General features: G+C 65.0%; 10 protein-coding genes. 8 read left to right on the plus strand and 2 right to left on the minus strand.

The features are described 5' to 3' along the window. The first annotated feature begins 5 nt into the window (after nucleotides 1–5). Together AC1DES_RS08480 and AC1DES_RS08485 are read left to right on the plus strand one after the other, a co-directional pair. A complete protein-coding gene (locus AC1DES_RS08480; protein ID WP_476895258.1) occupies nucleotides 6–4,868 on the plus strand; it encodes an NAD-glutamate dehydrogenase in 4,863 nt (1,620 codons plus the stop codon). Nucleotides 4,869–4,903: 35 nt separating this feature from the next. Continuing rightward, nucleotides 4,904–6,373 (plus strand): sensor histidine kinase, encoded by a 1,470-nt coding sequence (locus AC1DES_RS08485; RefSeq protein ID WP_476895259.1) that lies wholly within the window; start codon nucleotides 4,904–4,906, stop codon nucleotides 6,371–6,373. Nucleotides 6,374–6,493: 120 nt separating this feature from the next. On the opposite strand, the gene AC1DES_RS08490 is transcribed toward AC1DES_RS08485, so the two are convergent. Beyond that, nucleotides 6,494–6,742 carry a WhiB family transcriptional regulator gene (locus AC1DES_RS08490; protein ID WP_003804966.1) on the minus strand — a complete coding sequence of 83 codons (249 nt, stop codon included), beginning with the start codon at nucleotides 6,740–6,742 and terminating at the stop codon, nucleotides 6,494–6,496. Between the two features lie 365 nt (nucleotides 6,743–7,107). Between AC1DES_RS08490 and AC1DES_RS08495 the strand changes: the two genes are divergently transcribed. Then, nucleotides 7,108–7,503: a hypothetical protein gene (locus tag AC1DES_RS08495; protein ID WP_476895319.1), complete on the plus strand. Its 396-nt coding sequence runs from the start codon at nucleotides 7,108–7,110 to the stop codon at nucleotides 7,501–7,503. Between the two features lie 85 nt (nucleotides 7,504–7,588). On the opposite strand, the gene AC1DES_RS08500 is transcribed toward AC1DES_RS08495, so the two are convergent. Further along, nucleotides 7,589–11,815, minus strand: coding sequence for an FtsK/SpoIIIE domain-containing protein (locus tag AC1DES_RS08500; RefSeq protein WP_476895260.1), 4,227 nt, complete (start codon nucleotides 11,813–11,815; stop codon nucleotides 7,589–7,591). 277 nt (nucleotides 11,816–12,092) lie between these two features. Between AC1DES_RS08500 and glf the strand changes: the two genes are divergently transcribed. The 5 genes from glf to AC1DES_RS08525 all read left to right on the plus strand — a co-directional run bounded on the left by glf (nucleotide 12,093) and on the right by AC1DES_RS08525 (nucleotide 19,063). Beyond that, the gene (glf, locus tag AC1DES_RS08505; RefSeq protein WP_476895261.1) at nucleotides 12,093–13,280 is read left to right on the plus strand and encodes a UDP-galactopyranose mutase; all 1,188 of its coding nucleotides are present in this window, start codon (nucleotides 12,093–12,095) and stop codon (nucleotides 13,278–13,280) included. 104 nt (nucleotides 13,281–13,384) lie between these two features. Then, nucleotides 13,385–15,298, plus strand: a complete 1,914-nt coding sequence (locus AC1DES_RS08510; RefSeq protein WP_476895320.1) for a glycosyltransferase — start codon at nucleotides 13,385–13,387, stop codon at nucleotides 15,296–15,298. Continuing rightward, nucleotides 15,295–16,176, plus strand: coding sequence for an ABC transporter permease (locus AC1DES_RS08515; RefSeq protein WP_476895262.1), 882 nt, complete (start codon nucleotides 15,295–15,297; stop codon nucleotides 16,174–16,176). The genes AC1DES_RS08510 and AC1DES_RS08515 overlap by 4 nt, the downstream gene beginning before the upstream one ends. After that, nucleotides 16,177–16,902, plus strand: coding sequence for an ABC transporter ATP-binding protein (locus AC1DES_RS08520; protein ID WP_476895263.1), 726 nt, complete (start codon nucleotides 16,177–16,179; stop codon nucleotides 16,900–16,902). Nucleotides 16,903–16,927: 25 nt separating this feature from the next. Continuing rightward, nucleotides 16,928–19,063: an acyltransferase family protein gene (locus AC1DES_RS08525; protein WP_476895264.1), complete on the plus strand. Its 2,136-nt coding sequence runs from the start codon at nucleotides 16,928–16,930 to the stop codon at nucleotides 19,061–19,063. The last annotated feature ends 26 nt before the right edge of the window (nucleotides 19,064–19,089 follow it).

The following is a 19,089-nucleotide window of genomic DNA, read 5'->3' on the forward strand; positions in this document are numbered from 1 at the left end:
TGTCGATGTCGTCTGGGTCCAGCGTGGAGGATCAACCCGTTTCGATCGGTGCCGTTGAAGGCTACCTCGGGGATTACTACGAGCACCTTGCAGAGGAGGACTTCCGCGGGTATGCCCAGGAAGTCCTGACCGCCCGGGCCGAAACGCACCGGCAGTTGGCCGCCAAGCGGCTCCCGGGCGTCGCCAACATCTCCATCATCGATGAGGCAGACTGCAGCGTCGTCTACATCGTCACCGATGACATGCCCTTCCTCGTCGACTCGGTCAACGCGGAACTGGTCCGCCAGCACGCCCCGATCCACCTCGTGTTGCACCCGCTTTTCGTCGTCACCCGCAACCGCGAGACCGGCGAACTCGTCCGGGTCTCGCGCGTACCCTCGCACCTGGGCATCTCCAGCGGCGACACCGCTGCAATGCCGAACCTGTCCCACCTGATCGCCCACGGTGACAATGCCTCGCACATGGAGTCCTGGATCGCCGTCGAAATCGACCGCGCCGACGACGCCAAGCGCGAGCAGCTGATCGAGGGCATCGGCCGCGTACTCGGCGACGTGCGGGCGGCCGTGGAGGACTGGCCGAAGATGCGGACCAAGGCGCTGGAGATTGCAGCGGACCTTGACAAGGTGGCAAATCCGGCCCAGATTGCCGAGCTGCGCCAGGCGCAGGAGCTGCTGCGCTGGATGGACGACGGAAACTTCACGTTCCTCGGCTACCGGGAATATGACCTCAAGAACGAATCCGGCGAGGACGTGCTGGAGCTGCGCGAAGCGAGCGGGCTGGGGCTGCTGCGCGGGGGCACCGACACCCGCCAGGTGCAGCACCTCACCGAGGCAGGCCGGAAGAAAGCCCGCGAGAAGCGCGCCCTGGTGATCACCAAGGCAAACTCCCGCTCTACCGTCCACCGCTCGGCATACCTGGACTACATCGGCGTCAAGAGCTTCGACGCGGCCGGCAACGTCAACGGGGAGCGCCGCTTCATCGGCCTCTTCGCCACAAGCGCGTACGCCGGCTCCGTCCGCGAGATCCCTGTAGTCCGGGAAAAAGTGGCCGCCGTGCTGAGCGAGGCCGGCTTCCCGCCCGACTCGCACTCTGGCAAGGATCTCCTGGGCATCCTGGAGACATACCCGCGCGATGAGCTTTTCCAGATCGAGGTCCCCGACCTCTCGGCCACCGCCACCGGCATCCAGCGGCTGCAGGAACGCCGCCGGACGCGGCTCTTCCTCCGGCCGGACATCTACGGCAGGTTCATGTCCGCCGTCGTGTACCTCCCGCGCGACCGTTACACCACGAACGTCCGCCTGCGCATTGAGCAGGAGCTGCGGGAGACGTTCAACGCCGTGTCCATCGACTACGAGGCGCGGATGACCGAATCCGCTCTCGCCCGGCTGTTCTTCCGGATCCGCCTGCCCAAGGATGCTGACGTCAGCAACGTCAACAGCGACGAGCTGGAGAAACGACTGGTCCGCGCCGCACGCTCCTGGAGCGAGGGCGTCTCCGAGGTCCTGCACGCACGGGCTGAAAACGACGGCGCCGAAGGTGCGAAGGAACTGGCAGCCCTCTGGGCCGAGGCGTTCCCGGCCGGCTACCGCGTGGACTACGAGGTTGAAGACGCGCTGGAAGACATCGCCCGCTTCGAAAAGTACGGCGCGGCGGCTGAACGGGCAGCGGAAGGCGCCAAGGAACAGCCCGGCGTGCACGTCTACCTGCCCGAAGGCGCCGGGGCGACGCTGGAGGAGGACGCGCGGGTCAAGCTTTACATGCTCGAACCCAAGAGCCTCAGCCAAATTCTCCCGTATTTCCACAACCTCGGGCTCGAAGTCCTGGACGAACGCCCCTTCGAGATTGAAACGGCGGACCACCGCGACTTCTTCCTGTACGACCTCGGCCTGAAATACCCGGCCGGTGTGGATCCGCAAAGCACGGGCCAGCTCCTGGGGGAATCCTTCGGCGCAGCCGTCTCCGGTGCGGTGGAATCCGACAGCTTTGACCGGCTCGTGCTGCGCGAGGGCATGTACTGGCGCCAGGTCATCGTCCTGCGCGCCTATGCCAAGTACATGCGGCAGATGGGCAACACAAACTCGTTCGAGTTCATGTCCGACACCCTGCTGGCGAACCCGGACGTTACCCGCGCGCTGACCGCCCTGTTCAGCGCACGCTTCGATCCGACACTGACCGATGCCGAACGCACGCGCAGGCAGGACGAGGTCAGCGTCGAACTGGACGCCGCCATTGAACAGGTGGCCACCCTCGACGCTGACCGGGTGCTGCGCACCTTCGCCAACCTGATCCGCGCGACACTGCGGACCAATTTCTTCCAGAACAAGACCCATGTCAGCTTCAAACTGAACCCCGCTGCCATCGACGGACTGCCGTTCCCCAGGCCCATGTTCGAAATCTGGGTCTACTCGCCCCGGGTCGAAGGCGTGCACCTGCGCTTCGGCAAGGTGGCCCGCGGCGGCCTGCGCTGGTCGGACCGGCGCGAGGACTTCCGCACCGAAATCCTCGGCCTGGTCAAGGCCCAAACCGTCAAGAACGCCGTGATCGTTCCCACCGGCGCCAAGGGCGGTTTCTACGCGAAGCAGCTCCCGGACCCGGCCCTGGACCGGAGCGCCTGGATGGCCGAAGGCATCGAGAGCTACAAGACGTTCATCCGGGGTCTCCTGGACATCACCGACAACCTCATCGCGACGCCGCAGGGCGAAACCGTCATGCCGCCGTCGGACGTCGTCCGGCACGACGACGACGATTCCTACCTGGTGGTTGCGGCAGACAAGGGCACCGCATCGTTCTCCGACATCGCCAACGGCCTCGCCACGGAGTACGGGTTCTGGCTCGGTGACGCGTTTGCCTCCGGCGGCTCCGTGGGCTATGACCACAAGGCCATGGGCATCACGGCCCGAGGCGCCTGGGAGTCGGTTAAGCGCCACTTCAGCGAGCTGGACCTGGACACGCAGTCCGAGCCCTTCACCGTTGTGGGCGTCGGCGACATGTCCGGCGACGTCTTCGGAAACGGCATGCTGCTGTCCAAGCACATCCGCCTCCTGGCTGCCTTCGATCACCGGCACATCTTCCTCGATCCCACCCCGGACGAAGCCGCATCCTTTGCGGAGCGCCAGCGGCTCTTTGAGCTGCCCCGGTCTTCCTGGGACGACTACAACAAGTCGCTCATCAGCGACGGTGGAGGCATCTTCCCCCGCCAGGCCAAGGTCATCCCCATCTCTGCGCAGGTCCGCGCCGCGCTGGGGCTTCCGGAGGCCACCACCCAGCTGAGCCCGCCGGAACTCCTCCGCGCGATCCTCCTTGCCCCGGCCGACCTGCTCTACAACGGCGGAATCGGCACCTACGTCAAGGCCAGCACGGAAACCAACGCGGAGGTCGGCGACAAGGCCAACGACGCAATCCGCGTCGACGGACGTGAGCTCCGTGTGAAGGTGGTCGGCGAAGGCGGCAACCTGGGCATGACGCAGCGCGGACGCATTGAGGCGGCGCTGCAGGGCGTCATCCTCAACACCGACGCGATCGACAACTCTGCCGGGGTGGACTGCTCCGACCACGAGGTCAATATCAAAATCTTCGTTGACCGCATGGTCGCCGCCGGCAAGCTTCACAAGGAAGAGCGCGCGGAGTTCCTGGCCTCCATGACCGACGAAGTCGGCCGGCTGGTGCTGGAGGACAACATCGACCAGAACATCCTGCTGCTGAACGACAGGATGCGGGTGTCCGAATGGAGCCCCAGCTACGAACGCCTCATGGACTGGCTGGAGAAGTCAGCCGACCTGAAGCGGGACCTGGAAGCGCTGCCCAGCACCGCCACACTTCGCGAGCGCCTGTCCCAAGGACAGGGGCTGACCTCCCCCGAGCTCTCGGTCCTGGCGGCCTACGCCAAAATCGAGCTCGCCACGGCACTGCGGGACAGCGACCTCGCCGATGATCCGTGGTTCCGCGGCACGCTCAGGGCCTACTTCCCGAAACAGCTGCGTGAACGGTTCGACGCCGAACTGGACACCCACCCGCTGCGCCGGGAAATCATCGCGACCGTCGTGGCCAACGACATGATCAACCTGGGCGGCATCACCTTCGCCTTCCGGGCCATCGAGGAGACCTCGGCCACCGAGGCCGCAGTAGCGAAGGCCTTTGTGGCGCTCAGGGAGGTCTACGAGCTGAACGTCATGGTCGCGGAACTGAACGAACTGCCCGCGTCCTTCCCGACAGAACACTGGAGCACCGTCCACCTCGATATCCGCAGGCTCCTGGACCGCGCCGTACGGTGGGTCCTCAGCCAGGGCAGCACTTCCCGGCCCATCGCCGAGACGGTCGCAGAGTTCAAACCGCTGATGGACCCCATGCGGGCCCGGCTGCTGGACTACCTGCGCGGTGATGACCGTGCCCGCGTCGCCGATTGGCTGGAGAAGGCCCGAGGCTGGGACCTCCCGGAGGACCTGGCACACCGCTGGGCGGAGCTGTTCGAGAGCTTCGTGCTCCTGGACATCGCCAAGATTGTCCATGTCAGCCCCGAGCCGGTGGAAGACATCGCCCACGTCTACTACACGGTGTTCAACCGCTTCCACGCCGATTCCCTGCTCGAACGCATCACGAAGCTGCCGAGGGAGGACCGCTGGCAGGCACTGGCCCGTGCGGCCCTGCGCGACGACCTCTATTCCACCATTTCGGATATGACGACGGCGGTACTGGAGGGCACGCCCGCGGGAACTCCTGCGGAGGAACGCCTCGCGGCCTGGGAGGGCCAGAACCTGGAGCAGCTGGACCGCGCGAAGTCCATGTTCGACGAAGTCAACGCGCTCGAAGCCGATGACATGGCCTCACTGTCGGTAGCATTGAGGCTCTTGAGGTCAATCGTCCGACGCTAGGGGCAGTTGTCCCCGGTGTCGCAAATGGAGGTGCTGTGGCAATCTTTACGGACCCTATCAGGGAGCACGCTGATTTCGGGCCCGGTGATGCCGAGTGGCTGCACCTCCTGGTCGGCGACTGGCAGATGGTCGCCGACCTGGCTTTCGCCGACCTGGCGCTGTGGTTTCCGCATCCTGAATTGGGCTACGTGGCCCTGGCCCATGTCCGGCCCTCCACCACGCACACGGTGTTCCACGCCGACTTCGTGGGCGAGGGAATCAGGTCGGACCTGTTGCCTCTGGTTGACAAAGCCTGGGAGAGCCGAACAATCGAGCGCTCCAATGAAACCAACTGGAGCAGCGACATGGCGCTGCGGGTCGAGGCGGTGCCGATGGTCCGCAACGGCCGCACGCTGGCCATCGTGACCTCCCATATGGACCTCTCCAGTTCGCGCATGCCGTCGCGGCTTGAACTCACCTACCGCCAGTGCGCCTACGACCTGCTGCGCATGGGAACGCTGGGGCTGTGGCCGGACTTTGCCTCGCCGACCGGGTCCCGCCGCGGCGCGCCCCGGGTTGGCGACGGCCTGATCAGGCTCGACGCCGAGGGGATCGTGCAGTACGCGAGCCCCAACGGTGTCTCCGCGTTCCGCCGCCTCGGCGACGGCGAGTCCCTCGAGGGCCGGTCCCTCGCCGAGGTGACCGCCGGGCTCCTGAAAGACCGGCGGCTGGTCGACGAGACACTGCCCTTGGTGGTCACCGGACGTATGCCGTGGCGCAGTGAAATCGAATCCCGCGGCGTCAGTCTGTCACTGCGTGCCATCCCGCTTCGCGACGAACAGCAGCGGTTCGGCGCCTTGGTGCTGTGCCGCGATGTTTCGGAACTGCGGCGGCGGGAGATGGAACTCGTCACGAAGGACGCGACCATCCGCGAAATCCACCACCGGGTGAAGAACAACCTGCAGACCGTGGCGGCACTGCTGCGGATGCAGTCCCGGCGCATGGTCAGCGACGAGGCCAAACAGGGGCTCGAACAGGCCATGCGGCGGGTGGCAACGATTGCCCTTGTGCACGAGACACTCTCCCAAGGCCTGGCCCAAAGCGTTGACTTCGATGAACTCATAGGGCGGCAGTTCCGCCTGTCAGCAGAGGTCGCCTCGCCGTCGCAGCAGGTCAAGACACAGCGCGCGGGACTTTTCGGCGAGCTGCCGAGCGACTTCGCCACACCCCTGGCCCTGGTCATCAACGAGCTAGTGACCAACGCCGTCGAACACGGGCTGGAGGGGCGGACCGGCACCGTCCGGCTGATTGCAGACCGCACCGAAAGCGAAGACGGCGAGGAGCTCCTCACCGTGACGGTCGAGGATGACGGCATCGGCCTGCCGGAAACGCCGTACGTCGAGGGGCTGGGCCTGCAGATCGTCCGTACCCTCGTCACGAGTGAACTCGGCGGGAACATCCAGTGGAAGGCCCGCGAGGGGGGCGGAACGGCCGTGCAGATTGTCCTGAGCCTGGCCACACGCTGAGTTTGGCCACACGCAGAGTTTCGCCACAGGGCCGGAACCGGCTTAAAGGCAACGGCCGCGGACCATTTGGTCCGCGGCCGTTGCTGCGGTTCTAGGGCCGGCGCACCGGCCGGCGGAAAATCAGGAGGCGCGGCGGGCCCGGGCTGCCCGGCGCTTCAGGGCGCGGCGCTCGTCCTCGCTCATGCCGCCCCAGACGCCGGCGTCCTGGCCGGATTCGAGGGCCCACTGCAGGCAGGTGTCCACGACGGGACAGCGCCGGCAGACGCTTTTGGCTTCCTCGATCTGCAGGAGGGCAGGCCCGGTGTTTCCTACGGGGAAGAACAGCTCCGGGTCCTTGTCAAGGCACGCTGCGCGGTTACGCCAATCCATGCTGATCAGTCACTCCATTCCTGGGAACACGTTAAATGCCTTTGTGAAATTATTCACTAGGGGCTTCATAAGAAAGGGGCCCTCTGGGGCCCCCTCGGTCATCTGGATTAAGCGTGTCATGTTAACGCTGTGTAAACAAGGGGTGTGGGGCGTCAAAATGCAGTGGGATTGTGAGCGATGCATCACATCTTCTGGCGGCGTCCTCACATCTAGTCGACTATGTCCGGTAGTGTGCCAGTGTGTCAAGAGCCCCGGTGAACCCCCCCGATCCTGCTGAAAATCCCTCCGGGAATCCCGGCGGCGGCGCGGAGGGAGTGCCAGGGTCCGGCGAACACGGTGCCGGCCGAGCCGTGGCCAAAGGGGCCATAAGGCCGGTGGGAATTCTTGTCATCGCCATCGTTGTGGCGCTTGAAGCAACGGCCCTCCTGTTTGCGGCCCTCTGGTACGGAACCCAGCTCCTGACCGGAGCCCCCGTGCTGTCCTTTTGGGGTGCCGTCTTTACTCTCTTTCTGCTGCTGGCGTTTTCAGTCTGGCTGTATGCCGTGGCACGGTTCTTGATGCGCGGTTTCCGCTGGCCCCGGGCCGGCTCCCTGGTGGCCCAGCTTTTTGTGCTGACCATCGGTTTCCCGACCCTGGCGGGCGGTTACCCCTTCGCCGGCCTGGCCATGCTGATTCCTGCCGCCACCGCAATTGTGCTGCTGTTCGACAAGCGTGTCATCGCCTTCGCCTCGCGGGCAGGCGGGGCGCCGCCTGCCCTGTAGCGTCACGGGACCCAGCGGCCTGACCCGTGGCCTGCCTCGACGGCGCCGGATCGTACCCTTGTCCGCCCGGGCGGTCGGCGGACCCTTACAGGTGCCGGATGTCCCGCGGCTTGTCCTGTGCGTTTACGGCCAGCTGAACGGCTGTTGCCTGCCCGTCGAAGATTGCGACGGAGCGTCCCGGGGGAGGGTTGTGTTCGAGTTCGAACCGGACTCCGAACACGTCCCCATCGATAAGTGTTCGCGGACGAATCAGGATCCCGCGTCCCTGGTTGCGCGCTCTCACGGCGAGGGGCACCCTCTGATTGAGAGCCGTGCCGAAACCGGCCGTCAGGATCACTGTCCAGCCGAGACTGTTGAGCGCGAGCAGCCGGGCGTTCGTGGCTTCGGACAGTAAATCAATATCGTCGGCCAATGCGACCGCTGTCGAATCCAGGGTGCCGGCGAGGGCGCTTGCGTGCACCCCGGACCAATACGCTTCGGGCTCTGTTCCTGCGCCCGGTGCCAGCCAGCCGGTGGCAGGGTTGAGGCCCGGCAGGGCCGCCAGCAAGGTGCTCTTACCGGACCCGGCCCCTCCGAGGACGGCTAGAACGCTGCCCCCTGGCAAGGGAACCGTGAACGGCTGCAACTCGTCTCCTGCGACGCCGATGCAGAGCGAGTTCCTCGGCGGAGTCCAGAGTGGATGCTCCGCCGTGCCGGCGGGTCCGGCCGGTGCCGGTACCGCCGAAAACGGTGCTCCTCGAAGCTGGGCCGCACGAAGCGTTCCCTTGGCCCCTGCCCACCGGGCGCGTAGCTCGGCAACAGATACGAGCCGGGGGAGTGCCTCGACCCTGAAGGGACGGCTCCGGACCGCCGGAGGGGTGCGGAGCCGTCCGGGTTCGGGCGTTTCGAAGAGCTGGCACACGTGGCCGGCCTTGGCAGGGCTTCCCGGGCCAGTGTTGCCTGTGAATGCACCGAAAACGGCCACGCGCCCCGGAAGTGATTCAAGGGCCGGCAGGCGCGGCCACGCGAGCCGTCCCTCCTCCGTGGATCCCGCGGGGAAGAAGACCCGGTTCGGGACAGCAGCGAAGAACCTCGACGTCACCAGTTCACGCTCACCGGAAACGACGACAGTGATTCCAGCCTTCGAGCCGTCCCGGACAATATCCAGGACGAGGTCTTCAGCCCACGCCAGGGGCCCGGACCGTAACGCCGACACCCATGCTCCCCAGCCGCGGAGCACCAGGACCAGCCGAGGCGATCCACGGGACGCCGGCGCGCTGAGCCGCCGCGTCATTTCGCCGGTGAGGCGTTCGAGTACCCGGACTGCCCGGCGGAGCTCGTGCAAACCCGCCACGGCTCCGACACGGGGGGAGTCCGCAGCCGTGCTGAAAGAGCCGGCGGAGTCCAGGAAGTAGAGGTGCGTCTCCGTCTCCGCGGCCAGGAGTTGATCCACGACCAGCGCCAAGGCATGGTCGGCGCCCCCTGCGGCACCGCCGATGAGTCCGAGATGCCCGTGTCCGGCAGGACTCCAGCCCAACTCGGTGACGCGCTGCTCTTCCGGAAGGTCCACCAATCCGAGCCGGACCGTGCCCTCAGCTGTCTCGTCATGTCCGACTGCGCGTCCCGGTTCAGCTTCGGGTGCACGGTGACGCCGTGCGGCTGCGCGGGGTTTCGGCGCCGGATAGGGCAGGCGGGCAGGGAGCGGGTCGGCCATCGGCCGGCGTGGTGGCGCGCCGCCGAGGGCCCGCCACAAACCGGCAGTCACGTCGACCAACGACGCCGCGGCCTGCGCAGGCGTCAGTGCTTCTCCGGGGCGGGGGCCGGGGCCGGGGCGGGGGCCGGGGCCGTCGTCGGTGCCCTGCGGCGCGGCGACGGGCGCCCGCACGAAGACGTCTTTGGCAGTCTCCACAGTTACAGCTCCTGCGGCCGCGGACTGCGGCGTGATGGTGGCGGTCTGGAATTCCTCGGGCGCGCCGGATCCACGGGTCAGGAATGCGCGCCCGGGACTGGCGATGGGGATCCCTGCCGCGAGCCTGGAATTCATGACGTCCATCGATTCGAGGTCGGACTGGACCCGGAGGGCGACGGAACTCGTGACGTTGGCGCGGATGTCCGCCGTCAGGGCCCCCTGGGGTCGCTGGGTTGCCATGATGAGGTGGATCCCGAGTGAGCGGCCGATGGTCGCGATTCTCATGAGTTCGGAGAGCGCCTCGGGCGCGTCCTCCACCAGGATCCGGAACTCGTCTATGACGAGTAGCAAGTGCGGCAGGGGATCGGCCGACCCGTCCCGCGACTCGTATGTGGCGAGGTCCGGGACATGCGCAGCGGCCAGAAGCTCTTCCCTGCGCCGCACTTCGGCGCGCAGCGAAACCAACGCGCGCCCCATGCCGTTCGCGCCGAGGTCCGTCAGCATGCCGACGCAGTGCGGCAGGCCAGTCAGCGGCCCCAGACCCGAGCCGCCCTTGAAATCGACGAAGAGCAGATTAAGTCGGTCCGGAGCATGGCTGGCCGCGAGTGCTGCGGCGAGCGTGCGCAGGAACTCCGATTTCCCCGAGCCGGTTGTTCCGGCGACCAGGAAGTGGGGACCGTCCGCCTCCACATCGACGTAAATGGGTCCGGCGCTGCCGGCGCCCACGGGGACGGGGAGCCCCTGCGTGCGTCCGCCGCGCTCCCAGCGCCCGGAAATGTCGGCGGCCGAGAGGGCCAGGACTTCGTCCAGGGAACAGCGGCGGGGGATGGCCGCCCGGGACGGATCCGTTGGCCACCCTGCGGATCCGGACCGGCGGCAGAAACGGTCGAACACCAATGGCGGGACGAGGTCGGGGACAAAGCGGATCACAGCGGACCCGGCAACGAGCCGGGCGCTGTGTCCGCCGAGCACAATGCCCGGGCCGGCGGGAAGGCTTGGGTCCCGGTCCCGGTCCGGGTCCTGTGAGCAGTCGATCACCCGCCAGCCGTGGCCGCTGGCCACGGCGCACAGCGTGGCCGTTCCGTTGGCGTCGTGGGAAATCGTCCCGTCCGACGGGGTGGGGGCCATGTCAAGGATGATCAACAGCCCGTGGTCGTAGCCTTCGCCGGGACCGGCAGCCAGCATGGCGGCGGTGGCGGCTCCGTTGGCTGACAGCGCCACGGCGGGAAGGAACCGGGCCGCAAACGGGAGGGACTCCGGGGAGCCGTGGATGAGGAGCCTGGTACGGGACGCGAGGGGGTATCCGGCGAGTTGCATGGTGAAGGAACGGACGAGCCCGGCCACGGCGTGTCGCGGTCCATGAATGGTGGTCAGGACAGCGGACGTGTCCAGCGTCAGGGGCATCAGGCCTAGCGGAGGGGGCTGGAAACGGGGGTCTGCGGGTTCCAGCCTGAGGTTGGCCGTTTGCCCGGCCAGCCCGAGTCGCAGCCACACCGGTGCCGTTCTGCCGGCGGGCGGCACCGGACCGGGTCCTCCGGATGCGGCGCGGACGCACAGCTCCGCCGCGGACGGAGCAGCGCGCCGCCGTCGTTCCTTGTCCCGCTGCATCGCAGCAGCAACATCCGCCCGGCGTTCGCGGCGCTGACGGCGGCCGGACAGGGCCGGAACCACGACTGAGAACGCAGAGGCTGCAGTCAGGGCGAGGAACATCCACGTGCCGGTGGCGAGGGCCAGGCCGATCCCGATCACGAGGGGCACGGTGGCAGCCAGAACAAGTGCCGCCCGGTTGCCCTGGCCAACGGTGTTCCGGACAAGCAGCGGCTCGGCGACGTTGGACCCGGCAGCCGCGAGGACACAGTCCGGGACGTCGCCGGATGCATCGGCAGTGCCGAAGATGAGGGACATCGTCGAGTCGCCACAACGGATGATCGAGCCGGTGGTGACAGCAGACTCCCGGACCATCCGGCCGTCGACGCTTGTACCGTTCGAGCTGCCGAGATCGACAATGGTGACTGCGGAGTCAGAGACCTCCAGCCGCGCGTGGTCCCGCGAAAGTTCGGCATCCGGAATGGCTATTTCCGCCCCACCGCGACCGATCCGGAACCGCCCGCGCCGCAGCGCGGCGATCGTTCCGGCACCCGGTCCGCTATGGACCGCAAGAATCAGCGGGGCGGTCGGCGGTTGCCCGGCTGCTGCCCTGGGGGAGGCTCCCGTGAATCCATCGATGAGGACGGCACCGTGGACAAGGGGCGCCACGCCAACAGTCAGGGCTGCTACAGCGACACCCTGCACGAACAGCCCTCCGGTTCCGTAGCGCCGGGACACGGCCGCTTGCAGGTCCGCACCGGGGCAGCCGGACGGAAGGGCGACGGCGAGCTCGACCGGCTCCCGGCTCAGTGCAGAACTCCCGGGTGCCGATACCAAGGTGCAATGGAACAACATCGACGGATCCTTTCCGGCCCGTGGCCTGGAACCCACGGTAAGGCAGGCGGAGGGCAGCAGACCCGCGGATTTCCGGCTATGTGGAAAGGCCAGGCCGCGTTGTCGTGACACCCACAGTCCGGGCCGTTGCGACGCTGGCCGGGGGCGGGACGGAGCCGGGGGTGCGCCCCGATTCGCCGGTTCATACCCTGTCTCGGGTAGGCTAGAGCAGCAGACAATGCACAACGTTGCGCTGCCCCCATTCGAACCAGGAGATTTTGTGACCGCTGACCTCGTCATCGTAGGGTCGGGCTTTTTCGGCCTGACAATCGCAGAACAGGCCGCCACTGAGCTGGGCTTGAAGGTCGTCGTCATCGACCGTCGCCATCACATCGGCGGAAACGCCTACAGCGAAAAAGAAGAGCAGACAGGCATCGAGGTCCACCGCTACGGTGCCCACCTGTTCCACACCTCCAACGACCGCGTGTGGGAGTACGTGAACCGGTTCACGACGTTCACCAACTACGTGCACAAGGTATACGGCGTCCACAAGGGCGAGGTCTACTCCCTGCCGATCAACCTGGCCACGATCAACCAGTTCTTCCGGGCCAACCTCACTCCGGGACAGGCGCAGGAACTGATCAAGGAGCAGGCCGGTGAGCTTGCCGGCACCGATCCGCAGAACCTCAATGACAAGGGCATCCAGCTGATCGGCCGGCCCCTGTACGAGGCGTTCATCAAGCATTACACCGGCAAGCAGTGGCAGACCGATCCCAAGGACCTGCCCGCCGGCATCATCTCCCGCCTCCCGGTCCGGTACAACTACGACAACCGGTACTTCAATGACAAGTACGAGGGCCTCCCGACCAACGGCTACACCGCCTGGATCGAGAAGATGGCAGAGCACCCGAACATCGAAGTGCGGCTCAACACCGACTTCTTCGATGACTCGCACGAGTACAGCAAGGACAAGGTCGTCGGCAACATCCCGGTCATCTACACGGGCCCCGTGGACCGCTACTTCGACTATGCCGAAGGCGACCTGTCCTGGCGCACCATTGACTTCGAGGAAGAAGTCCTCGATGTCGGTGATTACCAGGGAACCTCCGTGGTCAACTACAACGACGACGACGTTGCCTACACCCGCATCATCGAGCCGCGCCACTTCCACCCGGAGCGCGCTTACCAGACGGAAAAAACCGTCATCATGCGCGAGTTCTCCCGCGCCGCGGAGAAGGGCGACGAGCCCTACTACCCGATCAACACCGCCGCGGACCGCGACCGCCTCCTGAAGTACCGCGACCTGGCTGCCGCCGAAAAGGACGTTCTCTTCGGCGGACGGCTCGGCACCTACAAGTACCTGGACATGCACATGGCAATCGGCTCCGCCCTGACCATGTTCGACAACAAGATCCGCCCCCATTTTGAGAGTGGCGCCACCATCGAAAGCGGGGGAGTGGACGCATGAGCATCTCCAGTGAAGAACAAGCACGCACTGAACAGGAATTAACCGTGGGGTCAGAGCCGGAGTGGGATACCCTGCAGCGCGTGATCCTTCCCAGCCCGAGCCAGATGGACACGGTCCCGCTCTACATGGACATGGGCGCGGCGACGGGCATCCAGCTCCCGACTGCCGGGGACCGCGAAGGAAAACCGAGCAGGCCCCAGTCCTTCAGCAGCTCCACCAAAGAAGCCCACGTCGAGGACTTTCTGTCCCGGCGTTCCACGTCGGTGAGGTCCGGGGAACGGGTCTCGTTCGGCAGCTATTTCAATGCGTTCCCGGCCAGCTACTGGCGTCGGTGGACGACAGTCGAGAGTGTCCGGCTCCACGTGCGCACCCAGGGAACCGGGTCGGTCATCGTGTACAAGTCCAACGCACGCGGCTCGCTGCAGCGTGTGGACACCCGGCGGGTCGAGGGCATCTCCGAAAGTTTCTTCGACCTCTCACTGGCGCCCTTTGGTGATGGAGGCTGGTACTGGTTTGACCTCGTGGCAGGTTCGGAACCGCTCGTCATGCTCGAAGCAGAATGGCAGGGACCGGCCCAGGCCAGTCAGCCCGGGAGCGTGACGCTGCAGATCACGACGCTGAACAAGACTGATTTCTGCCTCAACAACCTTCGTCTGCTGGCGGAGACGCCCGAATCACTGAAGCATGTCCAGGAAATTCTTCTCGTGGACCAGGGCTCGCAGAAAGTCGAGGACGCCGAGGGATTTGAGGAAGTCCGCGATTCCCTCCACGGGAAGCTTCGGATCATCAATCAGTCCAACCTTGGCGGATCGGGCGGTTTCGCCCGCGGAATGTTCGAAGCCGTCGAAAACGGCAGCGACTACGTGCTTCTCATGGATGACGACGTCGTCGTGGAGCCCGAGAGCATTGTCCGCCTGCTGACTTTTGCAGACCGCTGCAAGACGCCCACCATCGTTGGCGGGCACATGTTCGATCTCTACAACCGGACGGTGCTGCACACTTTCGGCGAGGTTGTGAACCCGTACCGGTTCCAGCCTTCACTCCCGAGCGAGGACATGGTGCTGGGACATGACTTCATGTCCTCGAACCTGCGGCAGACGTCGTGGCTGCACCGCAGATGCGATGTGGACTACAACGGCTGGTGGATGTGCCTGATCCCCACCAAAGTGATCCGGGAAATCGGCCTTTCGCTCCCGCTGTTCATCAAGTGGGATGACTCGGAATACGGACTGAGGGCAAAGAAGCACGGATTCTCCACCGTGTCTCTCCCCGGGTCCGCTGTCTGGCACGTCTCGTGGATCGACAAGGACGACCTCGTCGGCTGGCAGGCCTATTTCCATGCCCGCAACCGTGTGGTCACGGCCTTGCTTCACAGCCCGTACGAATACGGTGGCCGTGTCGTCCGGGAGTCCCAGTACATGGACGTCAAGCACTTGGTTTCAATGCAATACGCTACGGCCCACGGCCGCAACTGGGCCCTGGAAGACGTTCTGAAGGGCCCGGACGGCCTTCGGGCGCTGCTGCCCTCGAAGCTTCCGGAGATCCGCAAAATGATGGCGGACTACTCCGATTCAGTCTTCCGCCCTGACCAGGACGAGTTCCCTGCGCCCAAGATGGACAAGCCGCCGCGGCGCGGTCATGGAATTTCGCAGCCCTCCAAGATCAGCCTCGTGCCATGGGCGGCCAAGACTGTGATGCGGCAGCTGCTGCGCCCGGTGACTGCGTCGAGCGCCGAGCGCCCCCAGGCCACGGTTGCCCACCAGGATAACCGCTGGTGGCGGATGGCACAGTACGACAGTGCTGTTGTTTCAAACGCCGAAGGAACCGGCGCCTCCTGGTACAAGCGCGACCCAAAGCAAATGCGGGACATGCTGGCCGAGAGCACCAGGCTCCATGCTTTACTGCTCAAGGACTGGCGTGCCTTGAGCGCCCAGTACAAGTCGGCCATGCAGGACCTCACCTCGATTGAGTCCTGGAGGAAGACGTTCGAAGAGCACACCCAGAACGAGACCAAGTGAGCCAGGTTTCCTATGCGGAACTCACCACTCCCGGGGTGGGCGGAGGCATCCGCGACATCCGCCAGTCAGGCTTCCTGCTGAAGCTGCTGGTGCGCAAGGAACTCAAGGTCCGGTACCGCGGCTCAGTGCTGGGGCTTCTATGGTCCTACGTGAAGCCTGGCGTGCAGTTCATCGTCTTCTACGTTGCCCTCGGCGTTTTCCTCGGGCTGGAGCGCAGCTCCAAGAACCCTGATGGCCTGGCGAATTATGCGGTGTACCTGTTCTCGGGCATTGTTTTGATCAACTTCTTCTCGGAGGCCTTGGGCAATGCGGCCCGGTCGATCGTGAACAACGGAAACCTGATCAAGAAAATCTACCTGCCACGGGAATTGTTTCCGGTGGCCTCGGTGTGGGTTTCGGCCGTCCACTTCTTCCCGCAGCTGGTCGTCCTGGTGGCAGGATGCTTGTTCGCGGGCTGGCACCCGGACATACTCCAGTTGCTCGCGGCCGTAGTCGGGTTCGTCATCGTGGCGCTGCTCGCGACCGGACTCGGGTTGCTCTTCGGCGCCGCAAACGTTTATTTCCGCGACTCGGAGAATCTCGTGGACATGTTGCTCATGATCGCAACGTGGGCGTCCCCGGTGATGTACTCGTGGACGATGGTGCAAACGAAGCTCGGTGCAGCCGCTTTTTCCATCTACCAGGCCAACCCGGTCACGGTCGGCGTCGAGCTCTTCCACTATGCATTCTGGCTGCCGACAACGGACGGTTCGACGGCGATGCCTCCGAATCTGTTCAGCCTGTGGGTGCCCGTGGGCTTTGTGGCCTCACTGTTGGTGCTTGGACTTGGTCAACTAACATTTCGGCGGCTCGAGGGCCGCTTTGCGCAGGAGCTGTAAGTGGTAACCGCAATAGAGGTCTCTGATATCAGCAAGCAGTTCGTGCTGCGCCATACCAGGTCGATCAAGGAAGCTGTGGTCTGGCTCGCGAAAGGCCGCCGGGGAGACCTGTCAGAGAAGTTCCACGCTCTGAAGAACGTCTCTCTCCAGGTTGAGTCCGGTGAAACCGTCGCGCTCCTGGGCCTCAACGGGTCCGGAAAATCGACGCTGCTGAAGCACATCTCCGGTGTCATGCTGCCGGACACCGGCACGGTGCGTACCCGGGGGCGGGTTGCCGGCCTGATCGAAGTCGGTGCCGGGTTCCACCCGGATCTGTCGGGTCGGGACAACGTGTACCTTAACGGTGCCATCCTGGGCATGACTGAGCAGCAAATCAACGACCGGTTTGACGAGATCGTGGAATTCTCGGAGATCGGCCAGTTCATCGACACCGAAGTGAAGTTCTATTCCTCGGGAATGTACCTGCGGCTGGCGTTTTCGGTGGCGGTCCACACGGATCCGGAAGTGTTCCTCATCGACGAGATCCTGGCGGTGGGAGACGAGCCGTTTCAACGCAAATGCATCGCCAAGATCCAGGAACTGGCAGAGAAGGGCAAGACCCTCGTCGTCGTCAGCCACGACCTGGACCTGGTGTCGCGCATCTGCTCCCGCGGCGTGCTGCTGGAGCATGGCAACCTGATGTTCGATGGACCCATTCACGAAGCCGTAGCGCTCCTGCGCGCATGAAACCGACCCCGGATGACAGAGAGCAGTGATCACCATCTCGCCGACCCTTCAGGTTATCCAGGGCCGCCGCACTAGACGCGGCCCCGAGGGCGCCAAGCCACGGAGCGCACAACGCGCGGACATGCAAGGCCTGCGGACGCTGGCGGTGGGTTTGGTTATCGTCTACCACATATGGCCGGGGGCTCTGTCCGGCGGCTTTGTCGGAGTGGACGTATTCTTCGTTATTTCGGGTTTCCTCATCGTCGGATCGCTCGTCCGGGAGTTGGCCGAAACGGGCCGCATCAGGCTCACCACCTTTTACGGGAAGCGGATCAGGCGGCTCCTCCCGGCGGCCAGCGTTGTTCTGCTCGCGACCCTCGTCGGGACGGTGCTCCTCCTTCCCCAAAGCAGGTGGCAGTCGATTTGCCTGGACGTCATTATGTCGGGCCTGCAGATCCAGAACTGGAACCAGGCGTTCAGCACCAGTAGCTACGCCGGAGCGACGGCTTTGGTGTCCCCTGTGCAGCACTATTGGTCTCTGGCCGTAGAAGAGCAGTTCTACATCGTGATTCCGCTCCTTCTCATAGGCGCTGTGCTTGCGCTGCGGAAACGGGGCTTTCGGGCCGAGATTGTCTGCCTCGTTCTCCTGGCCGCCGTGACTGCCGCGTCGCTCGTGCACAGCATCGTATTCTCCGCGGCGGAACACGATGTTGCCTACTTTGCAACCAGCACGCGCATGTGGGAGCTCGGGCTCGGGGGCATCGGCTCCCTGCTTCTACCCAAGCTGTCCTTGACGGCAGCGGCACGACGATTTTTGGGCTGGGCTGGCCTCGCCGGCATCCTCTACTCGGCGGTCACGTACACCACGGCGATGGCATTCCCCGGCTATGTGGCAGTGTTGCCCGTGATAGCCACGCTGGCCATCCTCGCGTCGGGCTCTTCGGAGGCAGCGCCCGGTGGCGGGCAGCCAACATCGGTAGCCGGATTGCTCAGCATGCGGCCTGCCACCTACATCGGCGACGTATCGTATTCCCTTTACCTTTGGCACTGGCCCGTCGTCGTCTTCTACGTCTTCCTTCTCGGAAGGGCGCCCGGCCCCCTCCACGGCGCCATGATCGTCGCTATCAGCCTGGTCCTGGCGGTGGCGTCTTACTACGTCGTGGAGCAGAAATTCAGGCACGGCGGCAAGCAGCCTTTGAGCCCCACGCTGGCCACCCGTCGACGGCCACGACCCCGGGGCGCCTTTGTGCTGGCGCTGGGCTTGTTGGTGGCGACGTGCACTTCGGCGTTGATCCCCTGGGGGATCGTTGAGGCCAAGGCACAGGAGTTAAACGGGCTGCTGAACCTGCGTGAGTATCCAGGCGCCATGGCATTTGACCCGGAACATCCCGCCCCGGTTCCCGGCGGTCTTCCGGTACAGCCCGACCCGGGCGTGGCAATGAAAGATGTGCCGCTGACCGGGAAAGACGAATGCGGAATTTTTGATCCCGCACTCATGCACGACGAACAGTGTGTGTATGGCGCCGCAGACGCGACCAAGAAGATGATCGTCGTCGGCGACTCCCATGCAGCGCAGTACGTTGATCCCCTTCTCCTTGCCGGCCAGTCCTCAGGCTGGAACGTGAGAGCCATGGTTCGCAACGGTTGCCCGTTTACGGCTGCACCGCCCCAGGATGCCGGCACGGTTTACCGCAATTGCACCGATCAGAACAAGGCGACGCTGCAAAAGATTCTGGCCCTCAAGCCTGACCTCGTCGTCGTCTCCGGCATGACGCCGGATGGGTACCGGCGGGCGCTGAAGTGGGGTTGGCAGGACCCCGAAGCGCCAGTCGGCGGGTACGTGGAACTTTTGGCACCCCTCAGACAGGCAGGGATCCATGTGGCCGTTGTATTGGACATACCCTATCCAAGCTTCTCGGCCCCTGAATGCGTTCAGCTTAAGGGCGCTGATTCAACGGAGTGCCAGATACTGCAAAAACCAGGCGACAGGCCTGCCGACCCCCTGAAGAGTGCCGCAGCGCAGGTGGCGGGCGTCGACGTGATCGATTTGTACCCCCATTTTTGCCGCAATGACCTCTGCCCGGCAGTGATCGGCAATGTCCTGGTGTATCGGGACAATCACATGACCAACACTTTCGCCAAGACCTTGGCACCCACCCTTGCCAAGGCACTTGGGTTCTAGCCGCGCCGGCGCTGAACCCCAGTCGA

The sequence above is a fragment of the Arthrobacter sp. 05T442 genome, from assembly GCF_056395945.1.